The sequence below is a fragment of the Dethiosulfatibacter aminovorans DSM 17477 genome (assembly GCF_900142005.1).
In the GTDB taxonomy this organism is placed as follows: Bacteria; Bacillota; Clostridia; order Tissierellales; family Dethiosulfatibacteraceae; genus Dethiosulfatibacter; species Dethiosulfatibacter aminovorans.
This window is the reverse complement of the sequence record NZ_FQZL01000008.1, coordinates 149937-166184: the sequence shown is the minus strand read 5'-3', so window position 1 is coordinate 166184 and position 16248 is coordinate 149937. Positions and strand designations below refer to the sequence as shown.

Genomic DNA, 16248 nt, shown 5'->3' with positions numbered 1-16248 from the left:
TTGCTCCAGTTATATTTCTATATAGTTGTATGGGATCCCCTTGGCATCAAAAATATCCTTTTCTCTGGACTGACAACTAAAAAGAAGTATCTGCCTTTCCTTGCCCATGTTTCCCATTATGTCTACGGCACTTGCCAGCCTCTTGTAATCGTACTGGGTAAAGCAGTCGTCAAGTATGACAGGCGAATCGTCATCACGTGATATTATGTCTACAAGGGCAAATCTCAGGGACAGGTAAATCTGGTCCACAGTACCGGCGCTGAGACTTTCAATAAATACCTCCAGATTACTCGAAGGATCCACTACTGAAAGGTTTAGATGTTCATCCAGCCTTATTTCATTGTATTTTCTGTCGGTTATGAGACTGAAATAATGGTTTATCTTCCTTATAAACTTCGGAAGGAATTCTTCCTGAATGTTCTGGGATGCCTTTTCTATTACAGACTGGGTTTTATTGATTATTTCCAGCTCTTCCTCAAGTTCTTTCATCTGCCTCTTGTAACAGTCCATCTCTTCCGCTATCTCCGAAAGCTTCCTGTGGCCCTTCTGCTTCAAGCTTATGTTTTCCACCAGATTTTTCACCTTGTCTTCAAGGTCCTTTATCTCTTTCAGATCATTTCTGTGTGCTTCAAGTATCTCTTCCTTGCTGCCATATTCCGAATTTGAAAAAAGCAGTTCAAGCTTGTCTATCTTGGTTTTCATTTCTTCAAGGGTATATTTACCAAGAATATTCCTGAGTGATTCCATCTTGGCCTTCCTTAAAAGAACCTTGTCCTGGATGTATCTCTGCTCCATAATCTGATGCTTGAGTTCCTCAACAGATTCCACACCGTTTCGTTCAAGTACCCCGGCAATTACCTCGTCATTATCCTTCCTGTTTTTCGTTACCGTCTCAAGCTCGGCCCCCACAGATTCCAGCTCCTGATTTGCAACTTTAAGATTTCCGGACTTTTCCCTGGACTCCTCTATCCTTCTTCTTATTTCACCAAAGATTCCTGAACTCAGCTCGTTGTAACCAAAGATTCCAACCCGTTCCACAAGCTGACTCTGAAGATTGTCGTTCTTTCTTTTTATGTATGAGTGCTCCTCTTCCAGTGTTTCTAGAGTGCTTTTCTTTTCTGTTATATTTCCAATTTCCGAAGTTGCAATATTGTATTTTGCCTTCAGGTCGTTCAAGCTGGTGCAGTCGGTTTCTTCAAGGATGCTTCTGTTTTCATCTTCAAGCCTCTTCTGCTCTTCAAGCTTTTCAGCATTTCCCTTCTCTATCTTTCCAATTTCACTTTTTACAGCCTTTATTATCCTTCGGCTCCTGAATATATCCCTGCAATTGAATGCAGGTACCACAAGAAGTACAAGGGCAATGTAAAACAAGTCATTGTAGAAATATCTTGCTGCTATATGAGACCCAACAGCAATCAATCCGCCAAGAATCAGGGAGAACACGGTATTTGTAACAGCACCGCTTTTTTCCTTCTTGATCTTGTTTTTAAGGACAGCGATTATATCGCTTTCCAGTATTCCCTTGTAGTATTTTATTTTTTTCTGATTTGCATAGTACTTTTCATAAGATTCTATGGTTGCTCCGAAGCGGTTGTTTTCAAATACATCTATTTCTTCATTGATTGCATTTATCTTTTTTTCAAGTCTTCCTTCTATTCCCTTGTTGCTCTGGAGAATCTCATAACTGGAATTCATCTTCTCGAAATCCACCGATTCATTCCCAATTATCAGACCTTCCTTCAATGTCTTTGCAGTTCTTTCAAGAGCCTTGACCCTTGCCGCAAGTTCCTTTTCCCTTGTTTCATACTGTTCGGACTTCATGAACAGCCTTATGAGTCGTTCATAGTCTTCAATGTTTATGTCATGTATTTCATTGCTTCCTATTTCCCCGTTTAAAGCCTCGATCTCGTCAGACAGCTCACATGCCGTTCCATAGGATTCCTTGATATTTTCCGTGTCCAGTTCCCCTATTATATTTTCTATATTGTCATAGTCCTTCTGCTTTTTTATAAGCTGTTTCCTGTATGCGTCGACAAGCATGAGCTTTCTGCTGGTTTTTCCATCAGCCTCTTCCCTAAGAGCCATTTCCTCCTCAAGGCTTTCAAGCTTCTTCAATATCCTTCCTGCCTTGGAGGATGGATCCTCCGGATTGCCCATTTTCTCCTTCATCTCTTCAAGATCGTCAAATACATGTTTTATCTTCAGTGACTCGTCCTTAGATTTTGCAAGATTTTCAATCTTTTCCTTTACATCTCCAACGAGATTTTCATCGGTTTTGCTGCCAAGCTGATTTATGCTGAAGGTGTTTGCAAACATCCTTCTGTTTATGCCAAATATCGTCTTTCCAGGTTCTATCACCTGGTGCTTTTTGCTGTATTTGAACCTTTCACCCAGGTCGTGAGTTCCGCTTGCATCGGTGATTTTCACATCATTGCTGTAGAAATCCCTGTAAATTTTCACCTTTTCACCGTTTTGTGAATAAAAAAGCTCTCCATTGTAGCTTTCCTCCGTCCATGGATTGAACTTCTCCATGTCGCCCAGCCAGTTGTTTTCAGCATTGCCGTTGCTGATATGGAACCCATAAAGCATACCCTCTATGAATTTATGCATTGTGCTTTTTCCTGCTTCGTTGTGTCCGTATATGAGATTTATCCCATTGGAGAAATCTATTTCCTTGTCCTTGAATTTACCGAAATTGAGTAAATTAAGTCTGTTAATAATCATCGATGCCCACCTTTTCTTTCAACATAACATCAAGGCCCAACATGAGCGCCCGTTGACTGTTTATGTTTTCATCCTCTTCCTTGATCAGTTTTATGAAATCCCCTATGAGATTGCCCTTGTATTCCTCAAGCAAAAGGTCATAGTCTATGTCATATGTAAAATTATCCACAAATTCAATATGCTGGAAATATGTGGAAGCTTCCGCCTTTATCTTGTCCATGTCCATTTCCATATTTACAGTACCGTTCAAGATAACCTTGTAATAATCCTTTGAAACCGAAATATAGTCCCCTATGAATTTTATTATATCCAGTATCTTTTGATGCTCGTACTCAGGCTGAAGGTACAGTTCCTTTAATATGAACCGACTCTTTGCAGTGGGCAGAAACACCTTTTCGAAATTTTCCTTGTCAATTTTCCCATATACGACCCCATGCTGTCCCTGCTCCTTGAAGTCAAGGGGCTCAGGCGATCCGGGATAAATCATCCTTTCAGAATATTCACGATACTGGTGATAGTGTCCAAGAGCTATATAGTCGAACTTGTCCCTTATTGATTCCACGTCGATTCTCAAGTCCGGGGGGTCGTTCCCTTCAATGTCTCCATGGGCAAGAAAAACATTGACCATATCATCATCGGTTCTAATGGAGCTTATTGTTTTTCGTTCTTCCTGCACACCCTTGATATCAAGTCCTATGGAGTACACACAAAGACCTTCTTCCTCAAAAACCATCTTTTTGACACTGTCAGTGGTATCAACAAGGTATACATTATCAGGCCAGTCTATATATTTGTAATAAGAGTTCACAGAATAAGGGTCGTTGCTTCCCGTAGTCACAACAACCTTCGTATTTATTGCTTCCTTGAATTTTGATGCAAGCCTTTCTATATCTTCAATGGTACAGTATTTGCCATCAGTGAGATCTCCAGCCACAAAAAGGAAATCAATCTCATTCCTTATACACAGCTCAATGATCTTGTCGAATGTATCCCACAAGTCAATTCTTCTTCTTATGCTGTCGCCGACATCAAAATTCAGATTAAACTTTTTACCTATATGCAAATCGGCAGTATGGATAAACGATATGCTCATTGCAACCTCCTGATAAATAATATATATAATTCTAACACATTATTCATTTTAATGCACAAAGAATTCCCAATTCAAACAATATTATAGTATATGTTTGCACTAAAAAAAAGATGCTAAATAAATAACATCTTTCTTAAACCGGAACAGAAATATCATTTTGAAGCTATTTCAAGCATTCCCTTTATTTCCTTTGCAGTGGCAGTCTTCCCTGCAAAGGCTACCTTTCCGTCGATTACGAGGGCCGGAGTCGCCATTACACCGAAAGACATTATTTCCTTCACATCCTCCACCTTTTCCACTGTTGCATCAAGACCTAGATCCTTAACAGCTTCCTTCACGTTTTTTTCCACCTTGCTGCACTTTGCACAGCCCATTCCTAAAACTTTCAATTCCATTTTTTTACCTCCTAGTTTTAAGTCACAACTTTAGTTGAGTTGATTCGCGAAACGCATGTATCGCAACGAATCAATGCGATACGGCTCGTTGAACGAATCAGTACGAAACTTGTTGTGAATTAAATCATCCTTAATTTATTAGTTCTATTCTTTTTATTATTTGTTTTATATCACAATTTAGTTGAGTCAATTCATGCAATATTTGAAATATAAATGCTTCAATTGTATTTCAAATGTTGCATGAATTATTACGAAACTTATTGTGAGATAAAACTTCATTATTATTAATATTATTTTGTTTCACATGAATTGTAACGAAATTTATTGTGAGATAAAATTTCATTATTATTTTTTACTTTCTTTTTTATCTACATGTTGTTGCTTATGTTGCAATCATTCTATCTACACCACCAGATGGGCTATTCCATTGAACATATATCCTATGATCACAATTCCTATTGAAGTAATGACAACAAAATTGGCTATCAGCCTTGGCTTTATGACTTTCCTCAGAAGTACCATCTCAGGGAATGAAAGAGCCGTCGTAGCCATCATGAATGCCATTGCCGTTCCAAGTCCTACTCCCTTCATAAGAAGAGCTTCAGCTATAGGAATAGTTCCAAGGGCATTGCTGTAAAGAGGTACCGCTATAACAGTGGCAGCAAATACAGCAAGCGGATTCCCAGGTCCAGCATACTTTACCAAGGCAGCCTCCGGCGCCCATCCATGTATCAATGCTCCGATCGCTATCCCTGCAAGGACATACTTCCAAACCCTTCCAACTATTTCAAGGGTATTGGATTTTGCAAAACTGATTCTGTCATTGAAAGTAAGTTCTTCAGCATCAGGCTTGTTCATCTGCATTTCATAAACATATTCCTCTACATATTTTTCAAGTTTCATCTTGTCGATAATTATCCCACCTGCGACACCAAGGACAACCCCCATAGCTACGTAAAGCACTGCCACCTTCCATCCGAAAGATGCCCACAATATGGCAAAGGCAGCCTCATTGACTATAGGCGACGTAATGAGAAAAGAAAATGTAACTCCAAGAGGTATTCCACCTTCAACAAAACCTATGAACAGCGGAACCGAAGAACAGGAGCAGAAGGGAGTAACTATTCCCAAGAGGGACGCCATAATGTTCTTTGAAATTCCGTTGAACCTTGAAATGTACTCCTTTGTCTTCTCGGGAGAGAAGAAGCTTCTTATATATGATATTGTAAATATCATGAAACTCAATAATATTATTATCTTAATTGTATCGTAGAAGAAAAAGTGGACACTGTCGCCTATTCCAGTTTCAAGGCTCAGCCCGAAGACATCCTCCACAAGCCTTTTAATTAAAATATAAAGCCAGTCAAACATAATATCCTCCTAGATGTTTCCCAGAAGACTCTTCAAGTCTTCAATAATTATTTCATCAACCTTTTTGATGATTTCCACAATATCCATGTTCTTTATCTCATACATCATCTTGTTGCCTTCCTTCTCCACGGTCAGTATGCCAGCATCCCTCAATATCTTTAAATGCTGGGACATGTTCGACTGGGAATACTCCTCCGACACTATTTCGCAGACACAGAGACGTCCGGCCGAAAGCTGCTTTATTATATCTATCCTTACAGGATGGGCAAGAGCCTTGAAAAACTTCACTTCAAATTCTTTTATATCCATTGTTTTCTCCATAAATTTATTTACTTATTTTACTTATACCGGCAATTAGTCAATGTTGTCTTATGCTACGAAATAATATTATATTTAGAAATATTATTTCACTACCGACTCAAGTGTTTAACTTGGATAACAAAATAAGTATATTAGAAAGTTCTAATATACTTATACATCTTTGTTAGTATTTTGTCAATACCTTTTGAATATTTAATTTCCTTTATCAGTATTTGCTATACAACATAACCTTGCCTTATAGCCATAGTCCCCACAGTTTCCCGGCCATTACAACAACTGCAGCCACTATTACCATCCTGATGACCCGATCTCCCTTCTGCACGGCAAAATTGCTTCCTATGAACGCTCCTGTACTGTTTCCAAGGGCAAGCAGTATTCCAAGTCCCCAGTTTACATTCCCATTAATTACAAACACCGACAAAGCAGAAATGGTGTATATGGCTACAATGAAAACTTTCAAGGAGTTTATCTTGACCAGAGACATTCCAGTTATGAGTGTAAGTGAAACTATTATTATGAATCCTACGCCAGCCTGGATAAACCCTCCATACAATCCTACAACGAGGAAGGCAATCATTGCATATATTTGTCTCTTTCCAGTAAGTTCCTCGATTTCTTCCATATTCAGAAGCTTCTTCTCGGGCCTGGTTATTATTAATGTCATTACCATTATCATCACTACGCCAAGGACCTTGTTGAATATATCATCTTCAAGACTCACAGCAATATTGGAACCTATTATGGAACCTATCACTGCAGGTACTGCAAGCAATATGGCCATTTTGGGATAAAAGAATCCCTTTCTCCTGAAATTTGCAGTAGCCGAAATATTCTGTGCCACCAACGCTATCCTGTTGGTCCCGTTTGCAGTTGCAGACGGAAGCCCCATGAATATCAACAGGGGCAGGGTGATGAGGGACCCTCCTCCTCCCAGTGTGTTTAGAAATCCTGCTACGGTTCCTGCAATGTATACAAATATATATTTTACAATCAAACTATCCATGTCACTCTCCTGTTTTTATCGAAGAACCGTCTTTTAAAAGAGCCTTGAATACAGCAACACTGCATCAAGGCTTCAAAATCAGCAAATCGTTTGAGACTACTCTACTACGTATATCCACCCTTCAGGAGCTTCAACATCCCCCAGCTGGATACCTGTCAATGTATTGTAAAGTTCAGTTGTTATAGGACCGACTTCAGTTTCAGAGTAGAATACATGTTTTTCTCCCTCGTGGCTTATGGCACCTATAGGAGTTATTACAGCAGCTGTACCGCAGGCACCTGCTTCCTTGAACTCGTCTATGTTGTCTATGAATACATCCCTTTCCTCGACCTTGAGATTCATGTAGTTTTCTGCAAGGTATAGAAGTGAGTATTTTGTAATGCTTGGAAGTATTGAAAGAGACTTCGGTGTAACAAATACGTCATCCTTGGTAATTCCAAAGAAGTTTGCTGCTCCTACCTCTTCTATCTTTGTATGCGTTGCAGCATCAAGATATATACAGTCTGCAAATCCGGCATCTACAGCCTCCTGATGTGCTTGAAGACTTGCAGCATAGTTTCCTCCAACCTTTGCAGCTCCAGTTCCCATGGGTGCCGCTCTGTCGAATTTAGTAGTGATAAAGTTTACAGGTGTCATCCCACCCTTGAAGTATGCTCCTACAGGCATGCAGAATACACAGAATATATATTCGGATGCAGGCTTAACACCGATTGTTTGTCCTGTACCGAACATGAATGGTCTGATATAAAGCGATGCACCTGTTCCATACGGAGGTACATAATCCTCATTGGCCTTGACTACCTGCATGCATGCATCCACAAACTTCTCAACAGGCACTTCAGGCATCATTATCTTTTTGTTTGTCTGCTGCATTCTCTTTGCATTTTCATCGGGTCTGAAAAGTTGAATCTTTCCATCCTTTGTCCTGTATGCCTTGAGTCCTTCAAAACATTGCTGTCCGTAGTGAAGTCCCGTTGCAGACTCACTCACCATAAGATGGTTGTCTTCAACAAGCTTTCCTTCGTCCCAGGCTCCATCCTTCCATATGGAAATATATCTCTTGTCCGTCTTGATATAGTCGAATCCCAATTCTTCCCAGTTTAACTTTTGGCTCATATATTACCTCCGTTTTGGTTAACATTTAATATTATAATTAATGATTATACAACAGTCCGTGTTGTTTTTCAATTATAAACAATCTTTGATTTATTATTTTCGATATCATTTCATGAATTCATATATTCCCTCATACTGAATCTTGTTTTCGCCGCATATTCTTTCAATCTCATCCCTCTGGGAACATTCGAACCTGCCGCACATTCCACAACTGGCACTGATGCTTCTAGGTACCGGAATGAGTTTCACATCCATTCCATTCTCCTTCATTCTCTTCTCAAACTTGATCGAATATGAGACCGACTTGAAAGTCATTACACAATACTTGTCCATATCTTGTCCTTTCCTTAATGTCTGTGGAAACACTAAAATCATTGCCGCATTCCACAAAGCTACCTTTATTTGAATTCTGAAACAATTGTAATACAGGGATATGTGTTTATCAACAATAAATATATAAAAAAACTGGAATATCCACAATTCAAATGGCTAATTCCAGCTTAATTATCATTTATGTCTTTGTATCAAACAACAACCTGAGCATCTTGTCAGTTTATAAGCTTTCCAAGTATAAGGAATGGCGAGTACAGAAGATTGGCATAGAAGGAATCCAGTACTATGAGGAGAATCAACTTCCACAGCACTCCCGTATCCGGTCTTTCCCTGTGGAATATGTACAGGGCAAGGATCGAAAGTCCATTGATCACCAAGGGCACTATTATCGAAAAAATTCCTCCATAAAGGTAATCAGGCATATAACTCATCCTTGATCCTGATATATAGTTGAAATTGAACGTCAGTAGATTTATGACAATATACACTGCAACTAGAACCTTCAATCCCCTGTTCCAGTTTTTATATCCCCTGTTGAGCATCACCATATATATTACACCCAGAACCGAAAAGAAAACAATCAGCATGAAAAAGCTTCTTATGAACATGAAACTTAATGCATAAAATGGAACTACCGATGCTTTTTGTAAGGCGCGCTTGTAGTCTTCACCGCTTATGGCGGAACTCATATCTCTGTAATCTTCCTCTGTTGAATTGTACTGAAGTTCATATTCAAGTCCTGAGACATCAAGCCATACTGCAACATATTCGGAATTCTCCAATTCAACCAAAACAGGATTCCTGGAAAAACGGTAGGTGTTTGAAATGTATTCCGGTTCTCCCAGGGAACCTTCATCCCTTACCCTGCTGAGAAAGATATCATTGTAGCCGGTAAACTCATTTTCCGTATTGTATCCGGATCCGCAGAAATATACTTCACCGTCAATGCTTAATATATTTGCATTGTAGTCGATATTGTATAGTCCCGGGAACGGGCTTCCCGGGAATTCTTTTGCAAATCCAATCTTTCCACTTTCCATATCTACTGAAACAAGCAGGTTTGACAAGGTTACTGATCCCTGTGCTCCCACAATCTTTATAGGAGTGTTGGTATAGAATACTCCGTCCTTCAATACGTTTGAAGTGTATCCGTAATACATGTTCTTGGTGCTGTCAATGACCTTGGCTGTCCTTAAATTTTCAGTATCATCACATGAACCGAAAAGGACTTCCACGGAACTTGTGTTCGGAGTGTGCAGCAGATAAAGAAAGCTCAGATTCCCTTCCTCAATTATATAGGCAGTTTCCAGATTCCATTTGTTTTCAACCTTCCTTCCAATGGATATCGTTCCGTCTTCAATCTTAAGACTGGTTATCCATTCATCGTTAAATACCGTAAGGTTCATGCCATCCACTATGGACAGGTGACTGCAGTTTTCAAGTATAAGTTCCTCGTCTCCAAAACCCTCTTCTCCCTTAAATTCGGACATGTAGAGATTACTGTCTCTTATGAAAAGAATTTTTCCATCACCCACAAATATGTTTTCGCTTGTATTCCTGTTGAAAAAGTCCGTGTCCTCTCTTCCTTCACTGATTATGTTTCCTCTGGAATCCAGTTCACTGTACAGTATTCCTCCTCCATTATCAAAAGTCAAAACAAGTGCATTTTGTCCATATCTGCCTGCAACAGGTTCTACATTCATGCCTGACTGACCTATGGATGTGTGGCCTCCCCAATTTTCGCTGTAGCTCATTTTCTGTATATTTATATGAACGATGGCATTGTAGCCAACAAACAGCATCACTGTCAAAAGGATAGCCATAATTGTAAAATAAGGCAGCTTTCGATTTTTCATATTTACATCGCATACTGAAAATCCAACTATTCAGTATACCCTCCTTTCTTGCAGCTTAAGAAGTTAAAATGCATAATCCCTTGAACCATTGGCATTATGCGTTCAACATAACTCCATATCTAAATTATATCATCATATGGAGAGTCAAAAAATTAAAATTCTTTAATCATTCTGTATATATCTTGTAATAATTCTTTCTTGTGCTATAATGTAATTAATTTGTCTTGTATCTAATATGAGAACGAGAACATGGAGGAATCATAATATGAAAGAAATACTCGGAAACACGCGCAAACTCACTTTTTTAGGAGTTATGCTGGCTTTGACAATCGCATTCGTGGCAATCACGGCAATACCCACTGCTTCAGCATCAATGGCATGGTTCATGTTCATACCTACCATAGTTACAAGCATAGTCATGGGACCCAAGGCAGGAGCACTGATGGGATTCTGTGCAGGATTAACAACACTTCTAAGGTCTGTACTGGCACCACTTTCACCCTTTGATGTGTTCTTCATCAATCCTCTTGTTTCAGTACTGCCGAGAATATTCGTGGGAGTTGTTCCATATATTGTATACCGTCTCCTGAATGCAGCACTTGGAAAATCTGTAAATGGGGAAAGAATTTCAATACTGCTGGCGGGAGCATCAGGAGCAATAACAAATACAGCACTGGTAATGACAGCACTTTACCTTGTGTTTGTAAAGGATATAGTTGAACTTGTAGGAGTTCCATTCAAGACATTGCTGATTTCAATTATAACCACCAGCGCTGTTACTGAAGCACTAATTGCAGCAATACTGACACTTCCCGTAGTACTTGCCTACAAAAAAATAAACAGATAAATAAGGAGCGATTATGTTTTTAGCAGTAGATATAGGAAATACAAACATTACACTTGGAGTATGGGAGAAGGATACCCTCCACGGACCATGGAGGATAACAACCAAGACACCGAGGACTTCAGATGAATTTGGAATGGTTGTGAAGAGCATTCTCGAATTGAACGGAGTGGACACAAGGGAGCTGGTAAACATCATAGTGGCTTCAGTCGTTCCAAACATCATGCATTCATTCAACAGGGCACTGGAAAAATACTTCGGCATAGCTCCAATAGTTGTCGGCCCCGGAACGAAGACAGGACTTGCAATAAAGGCTGAAAATCCCAAGGAGGTCGGTGCTGACCGTATAGTTGACGCCGTCGCAGCCTTCGAACAGTATGGCGGACCTGTTATTGTAATAGACTTTGGAACAGCTACAACTTATGACGTAGTAAGCGACAAGTGTGAATTTATCGCAGCCGTTACCTCCCCTGGAATACAAATAAGTGCAGATGCCTTGTGGAGCAGGGCGGCACAGTTGCCAAACATAGCAATAAAAAAGCCAAAGTCAATACTTGCGAGAAATACAATCACCAGCATGCAGGCAGGACTGGTATACGGATATATTGGCCAGGTGGAATACATAGTTAACAAGATCAAGGAAGAACTGAACAATCCAAACATGAAGGTTGTGGCAACGGGAGGTCTTGGAAGCATAATATTCCCCGAAACCGACGTAATAGATGAATACGACATGATGCTTACAATAAAAGGACTCAAGTACATCTACGAAAAAAACATCTAGATGCCTGAACAAAACGGCTAGGCAGCAATAATCTGCATCAAAAACACAGACATACCGAAAGAGAGCTGATGCTCTCTTTTATATTTAGATAATATTTAGTATCAAGGAGGTCTTATGAATCTGATAAGAAAGTTTTCATCATACTACAAACCGCATATGAAGCTGTTCATGCTCGACATGTTCTGCGCCCTTGGAATTGCAGGTCTGGATCTTGTATTCCCCATACTTTCAAGAAACATCCTCAACATATACATACCGGACAAAAATCTTCATGCCCTTGCCGTAACTGCTGTTGCAATGCTTGTTCTATATGTGGTCAGAGCACTTTTCAACTACGTTGTCTTCTACTGGGGCCATGTTGTAGGAGTCCGAATGGAATACGACATGAGAAGAGATCTCTTTGGTCATCTTCACACCATGGACATGAGTTTCTTCGACAGCAGCAGGACGGGAAAGCTCATGTCAAGACTTGTCAACGACCTTAACCTCATAACCGAGCTTGCACATCACGGTCCCGAGGACCTTTTCATCTCCATGATAATGATATTCGGATCATTCATCATACTTATGAACATAGAGTGGAGGCTTACTCTCATAATATTCTTCTTCGTTCCCTTCATCTTCATATTTGCCGTATGGAAGAGCTTGAGGATGAGGACGAAATTCAGAACTGTAAAGGAAAAGATTGCAGTTGTCAATTCACAGATAGAAAACAGCCTTTCAGGCATCAGGGTTTCCAAAGCCTTTGCAAACGAGGAATTCGAAGAGGAGAAATTCCAGCACGGAAACATGACCTTCAGACTATCACGTACGGACGCCTTCAAGACAATGGCGGAATTCTATTCAACCATCTATCTGTTCATGAACCTGTTGACACTTGTTACCATAGCTTTCGGAGGATACTTTGTTTTCCTCGACAGGATAAGCTACGGAGACCTGCTGGCTTTCATACTCTATATCAGTTTCTTCCTGGAACCTCTCAAAAAGCTCACAAACTTCGCCGAACAATACCAGAACGGAATGTCGGGATTCGAAAGGTTCTCTGAAATCATGAAAATAGAGCCAAAAATTAAGAACATAGAAAATCCAAAAATACTGTCCGACGTCAAGGGAGACATATCAATTGAAAACGTATCATTTTCCTATGAGGACAACGAGGAAAACAAGGTGCTGAAGGATGTCAACATCAAAATAGATGCAGGGAAGACAGTTGCCCTTGTCGGTCCCTCGGGAGGGGGAAAGACCACTCTTTGCCATCTCATACCGAGATTTTATGATGTCACAGGCGGTGAAATAAAAATCGACGGTGAAAACATAAAGGGTTTTTCAATAAAATCATTGAGAAACCAAATAGGACTTGTGCAACAGAATGTGTTCCTTTTCACCGGAACAATAAGAGAAAACATAATCTATGGAAACCTTGACGCTACAGACGATGAAATGATAGAGGCTGCAAAGAACGCCAGCATTCACGAATTCATTACCTCCCTTCCCGAAGGATACGACACCTTTATAGGAGAAAGAGGCGTTAAGCTGTCAGGAGGCCAGAAGCAAAGACTTTCAATTGCAAGGGTGTTTCTCAAGAATCCACCAATCCTCATCCTTGACGAGGCAACTTCTGCCCTTGACAATGCAACCGAAATTGTAATCCAGGAATCCCTCGAAAGGCTGTCAAAAGGTAGAACGGTACTTGTAATAGCACACAGGCTGTCAACAATAAAAAACGCCGACGAGATCATAGTGATCAACGACAGCGGAATCCAGGAACAGGGAACCCACGACCTGCTTCTGAAATCAGGCGGCATTTATGCAGACCTATATAAATCCCAGTTCAAGGGATTCATATAGGGTTTCACTGCATGAAAAACAAAACATCAGCTAATATTTCAATGTGTCAGCTGATGTTTTGTTTTTCCAACCAGGCACCTTTCAGGGAAAGGTGCCTATAATATTGCTATATATAAATCTGCAGGGTTCCTAAGGGGGAGACTGAAACATGTTAATTGTTGCTTATTGATTGTATAGTTGAATTTATAGTATGGAGATAATTACAAAACCCTGCAGACATATAAACTTACTTCAAAAGCTCCAACACAGATTCAACCTGCATCAACACTCCTATCCTCAAACATTCCTCGTCAACTCTGAAATTCTTGTTGTGAAGAGGCTCCACAATTCCCTTATCAACATTCCCTCCACCCAGATGGTAGAATGCCGATGGAATTGCATCTGTAAAGTAAGAGAAATCTTCTCCTCCCATACTTGGAAACTCCTTGTACATTATCTTTTCCTCGCCAAGGAGTCTCTTTGCAGTTTCATCAATCTTGACCAATACTTCATCGTCATTAATCAATGCTATATAACCATCATTAAATACAACATCAGCACTGCCTCCCATTCCTGCCGCAACACCTTCCGCTATGGCCTTTATCCTTTTCTTGGCGTCTTCCCTTGATTTTGTATCAAGGGCTCTAAGGGTTCCATTAAGCACAACCTTATCAGTTATTATATTGGACTTTGTTCCTCCTGAAATCTTACCGAAAGTAAGAACCACTGATGTCAACGGAGATGTGTTTCTACTGACAAGAGTCTGGAGGCTTGTGATAACCTGTCCTGCAATCACTATTGCATCAATTGACTTCTCAGGATATGCAGCATGCCCGGACTTTCCGTTGATTGTTATATTAACACTTCCGGAATTTGCATTCATTTTGCCGTATTTAAGCTCCACCATTCCAACAGGAACATTAGGCATTACATGGAGACCAATGGCATGGTCCACCTTGGGGTTCTCAAGACAACCTTCCATGATCATCCTTTCGGCTCCGCCTATGGCCTCTTCTGCAGGCTGGAAGAAAAGCTTCACATTTCCTTCAATCTCATCATCCATGTCCTTGAGTATCTTTCCCATGCCCAGGAGGACTGTAGTATGTACATCATGGCCGCAGGCATGCATTACGCCCTCATTGACCGAACAGTAGTCGTAATCGGCCACTTCATCAATGGGCAATGCGTCTATGTCGGCCCTTACACCTATGGTCTTGCCCTGACCCTTCTTTCCTCTTATGATTCCTACTATGCCCGTCTTTGCAATGCCTCTTTCATATTCTATTCCCCAGCTGTCAAGGTATTCGCATATCTTGTCACCTGTCCTGAATTCCTTGCCGCTAAGCTCGGGATACTTATGGAAATCCCTTCTAATTTCAACCAGCTGGTGAAACATTTCGTCCACTGTTTTTCTAATATCCATAATCTATATCTCCTCAGTAAGATAATTCAATATCTTGTAAACCCTGTCGTCCTTTATATATACCCTGGGTGTCCTTCTTGTTATTCTTGCTATGAGTTCGTTCTTGTTTGTCTTCCCAAGCTTGGAAGCCTCTTCTATGGACAGGGTGTTGTTGCTGCCGTCACCATATAGTACTACTTCATCCCCTACCTGAATTCCCGGTATGTCTGTTACATCTATCATACACTGGTCCATGCAGGCAACGCCAACAATTGGGGCTCTTTCTCCCCGCAAGGTGACCATACCTTCCTCTGTCATGTTTCTTGGATAGCCATCTGAATATCCCACAGGCAGTGTAGCTATGACACTGTCCCTTTCAGCCTTCCATTTGAAGTTATAGGATACTCCTTCACCCTTCTTTATTTCCTTTACATGGTATACCTTGGTCTTGAAGGTCAGCACCTGCTTTATGTCTATGTCATTTTTCCTGAAAGACTTGAGCCCGTATATGATTGCACCAGGCCTTATCATGTCCAAATTGAATTCAGGGTAGTCAATTGCAGAAATACTGTCACAGATATGCTTGTACCTGAACTTGAACCCTGTCTCTTCAATCTTTTCCACTGCATTCATGAAATCATTGAACTGCTTCCTGTTGGCAGGATCCCCTGCCAAAGCAAAATGTGAGAAAATACCCTGTACATCCAGATTTTCCATTTTTGTTATTTCAATTATTTCATCAATGCTTTCCTGACAGTCCCTGTATCCCAGCCTGTTGAATCCAGTATCGTATTTTATGTGTACAATAGGTCTCTTATTGCTTTCACTTCCAAGTTCCGCAAGAATTTCAGCCTGTCTCTTAGAAAAAATACACTGTATGAAGTCATTATCCACAGAATGGCGAAGATATTCATCGGGGGTGTATCCCATTATGAATATTCCATACTCCTTGAACCGCTTTCTCAGCTCCAATGCTTCTGTAAGTGTCGCAACGGCAAGATAGTCTCCTCCGTTTTCCATTATAGTCTCCGCTATGTCCAGGGCTCCATGACCGTATCCGTTGCCTTTCACAACGGCTGCAATGGCTACATCCTTTCCTACATAGTCTCTTATGAGTTTCATATTTTCCTTCATCCTGTCAAGATTTATCACGACATAAGTATCTCTCAACAACTCCAT

At 40.4% G+C, this 16248-nt stretch carries 14 protein-coding genes; 3 read left to right on the top strand and 11 right to left on the bottom strand.

Features of this window, described 5'->3' with window-relative positions:
• Positions 1-9: 9 nt before the first annotated feature.
• From BUB05_RS07050 to BUB05_RS07010, 9 genes are all read right to left on the bottom strand, one after another.
• Positions 10-2724 carry an ATP-binding protein gene (locus tag BUB05_RS07050; RefSeq protein WP_073048888.1) on the bottom strand — a complete coding sequence of 905 codons (2715 nt, stop codon included), beginning with the start codon at positions 2722-2724 and terminating at the stop codon, positions 10-12.
• Positions 2714-3817: a metallophosphoesterase family protein gene (locus tag BUB05_RS07045; protein ID WP_073048887.1), complete on the bottom strand. Its 1104-nt coding sequence runs from the start codon at positions 3815-3817 to the stop codon at positions 2714-2716. The genes BUB05_RS07050 and BUB05_RS07045 overlap by 11 nt, the downstream gene beginning before the upstream one ends.
• Positions 3818-3969: 152 nt before the next feature.
• The gene (locus BUB05_RS07040; RefSeq protein ID WP_073048886.1) at positions 3970-4212 is read right to left on the bottom strand and encodes a thioredoxin family protein; all 243 of its coding nucleotides are present in this window, start codon (positions 4210-4212) and stop codon (positions 3970-3972) included.
• Positions 4213-4614: 402 nt separating this feature from the next.
• On the bottom strand, positions 4615-5583 hold the full coding sequence (locus BUB05_RS07035; protein ID WP_073048885.1) for a permease: 969 nt from the start codon (positions 5581-5583) through the stop codon (positions 4615-4617).
• Positions 5584-5592: 9 nt separating this feature from the next.
• On the bottom strand, positions 5593-5892 hold the full coding sequence (locus tag BUB05_RS07030) for an ArsR/SmtB family transcription factor (RefSeq protein WP_073048884.1): 300 nt from the start codon (positions 5890-5892) through the stop codon (positions 5593-5595).
• Between the two features lie 247 nt (positions 5893-6139).
• On the bottom strand, positions 6140-6907 hold the full coding sequence (locus BUB05_RS07025) for a sulfite exporter TauE/SafE family protein (protein ID WP_073048883.1): 768 nt from the start codon (positions 6905-6907) through the stop codon (positions 6140-6142).
• A gap of 96 nt (positions 6908-7003) precedes the next feature.
• Positions 7004-8023: a branched-chain amino acid aminotransferase gene (locus BUB05_RS07020; RefSeq protein ID WP_073048882.1), complete on the bottom strand. Its 1020-nt coding sequence runs from the start codon at positions 8021-8023 to the stop codon at positions 7004-7006.
• 105 nt (positions 8024-8128) lie between these two features.
• Entirely contained in the window at positions 8129-8356 is a 228-nt protein-coding gene (locus BUB05_RS07015; RefSeq protein ID WP_073048881.1) for a putative Se/S carrier protein, read from the bottom strand.
• A 215-nt stretch (positions 8357-8571) separates the two neighbouring features.
• Entirely contained in the window at positions 8572-10212 is a 1641-nt protein-coding gene (locus tag BUB05_RS07010) for a hypothetical protein (protein ID WP_073048880.1), read from the bottom strand.
• Between the two features lie 265 nt (positions 10213-10477).
• Here BUB05_RS07010 and BUB05_RS07005 point away from each other — a divergent pair, with 265 nt between their 5' ends.
• The 3 genes from BUB05_RS07005 (at position 10478) to BUB05_RS06995 (ending at position 13688) form a co-directional block, all read left to right on the top strand.
• Positions 10478-11059 (top strand): ECF transporter S component, encoded by a 582-nt coding sequence (locus BUB05_RS07005; protein WP_073048879.1) that lies wholly within the window; start codon positions 10478-10480, stop codon positions 11057-11059.
• Positions 11060-11072: 13 nt separating this feature from the next.
• Positions 11073-11840 carry a type III pantothenate kinase gene (locus BUB05_RS07000; protein ID WP_073048878.1) on the top strand — a complete coding sequence of 256 codons (768 nt, stop codon included), beginning with the start codon at positions 11073-11075 and terminating at the stop codon, positions 11838-11840.
• A gap of 114 nt (positions 11841-11954) precedes the next feature.
• On the top strand, positions 11955-13688 hold the full coding sequence (locus BUB05_RS06995) for an ABC transporter ATP-binding protein (RefSeq protein ID WP_245819779.1): 1734 nt from the start codon (positions 11955-11957) through the stop codon (positions 13686-13688).
• 226 nt (positions 13689-13914) lie between these two features.
• On the opposite strand, the gene BUB05_RS06990 is transcribed toward BUB05_RS06995, so the two are convergent.
• Entirely contained in the window at positions 13915-15090 is a 1176-nt protein-coding gene (locus tag BUB05_RS06990) for a M20 metallopeptidase family protein (RefSeq protein ID WP_073048877.1), read from the bottom strand.
• Between the two features lie 3 nt (positions 15091-15093).
• Positions 15094-16248, bottom strand: a complete 1155-nt coding sequence (gene alr / locus BUB05_RS06985) for an alanine racemase (RefSeq protein WP_245819777.1) — start codon at positions 16246-16248, stop codon at positions 15094-15096.

What these genes read in the sequence shown, in the direction of transcription:
- BUB05_RS07050 (WP_073048888.1), bottom strand. Translation starts at nt 2,724, where the DNA reads ATGATTATTAACAGACTTAATTTACTCAATTTCGGTAAATTCAAGGAC.
- BUB05_RS07045 (WP_073048887.1), bottom strand. Translation starts at nt 3,817, where the DNA reads ATGAGCATATCGTTTATCCATACTGCCGATTTGCATATAGGTAAAAAG.
- BUB05_RS07040 (WP_073048886.1), bottom strand. Translation starts at nt 4,212, where the DNA reads ATGGAATTGAAAGTTTTAGGAATGGGCTGTGCAAAGTGCAGCAAGGTG.
- BUB05_RS07035 (WP_073048885.1), bottom strand. Translation starts at nt 5,583, where the DNA reads ATGTTTGACTGGCTTTATATTTTAATTAAAAGGCTTGTGGAGGATGTC.
- BUB05_RS07030 (WP_073048884.1), bottom strand. Translation starts at nt 5,892, where the DNA reads ATGGATATAAAAGAATTTGAAGTGAAGTTTTTCAAGGCTCTTGCCCAT.
- BUB05_RS07025 (WP_073048883.1), bottom strand. Translation starts at nt 6,907, where the DNA reads ATGGATAGTTTGATTGTAAAATATATATTTGTATACATTGCAGGAACC.
- BUB05_RS07020 (WP_073048882.1), bottom strand. Translation starts at nt 8,023, where the DNA reads ATGAGCCAAAAGTTAAACTGGGAAGAATTGGGATTCGACTATATCAAG.
- BUB05_RS07015 (WP_073048881.1), bottom strand. Translation starts at nt 8,356, where the DNA reads ATGGACAAGTATTGTGTAATGACTTTCAAGTCGGTCTCATATTCGATC.
- BUB05_RS07010 (WP_073048880.1), bottom strand. Translation starts at nt 10,212, where the DNA reads ATGAAAAATCGAAAGCTGCCTTATTTTACAATTATGGCTATCCTTTTG.
- BUB05_RS07005 (WP_073048879.1), top strand. Translation starts at nt 10,478, where the DNA reads ATGAAAGAAATACTCGGAAACACGCGCAAACTCACTTTTTTAGGAGTT.
- BUB05_RS07000 (WP_073048878.1), top strand. Translation starts at nt 11,073, where the DNA reads ATGTTTTTAGCAGTAGATATAGGAAATACAAACATTACACTTGGAGTA.
- BUB05_RS06995 (WP_245819779.1), top strand. Translation starts at nt 11,955, where the DNA reads ATGAATCTGATAAGAAAGTTTTCATCATACTACAAACCGCATATGAAG.
- BUB05_RS06990 (WP_073048877.1), bottom strand. Translation starts at nt 15,090, where the DNA reads ATGGATATTAGAAAAACAGTGGACGAAATGTTTCACCAGCTGGTTGAA.
- alr (WP_245819777.1), bottom strand. Translation starts at nt 16,248, where the DNA reads ATGGAGTTGTTGAGAGATACTTATGTCGTGATAAATCTTGACAGGATG.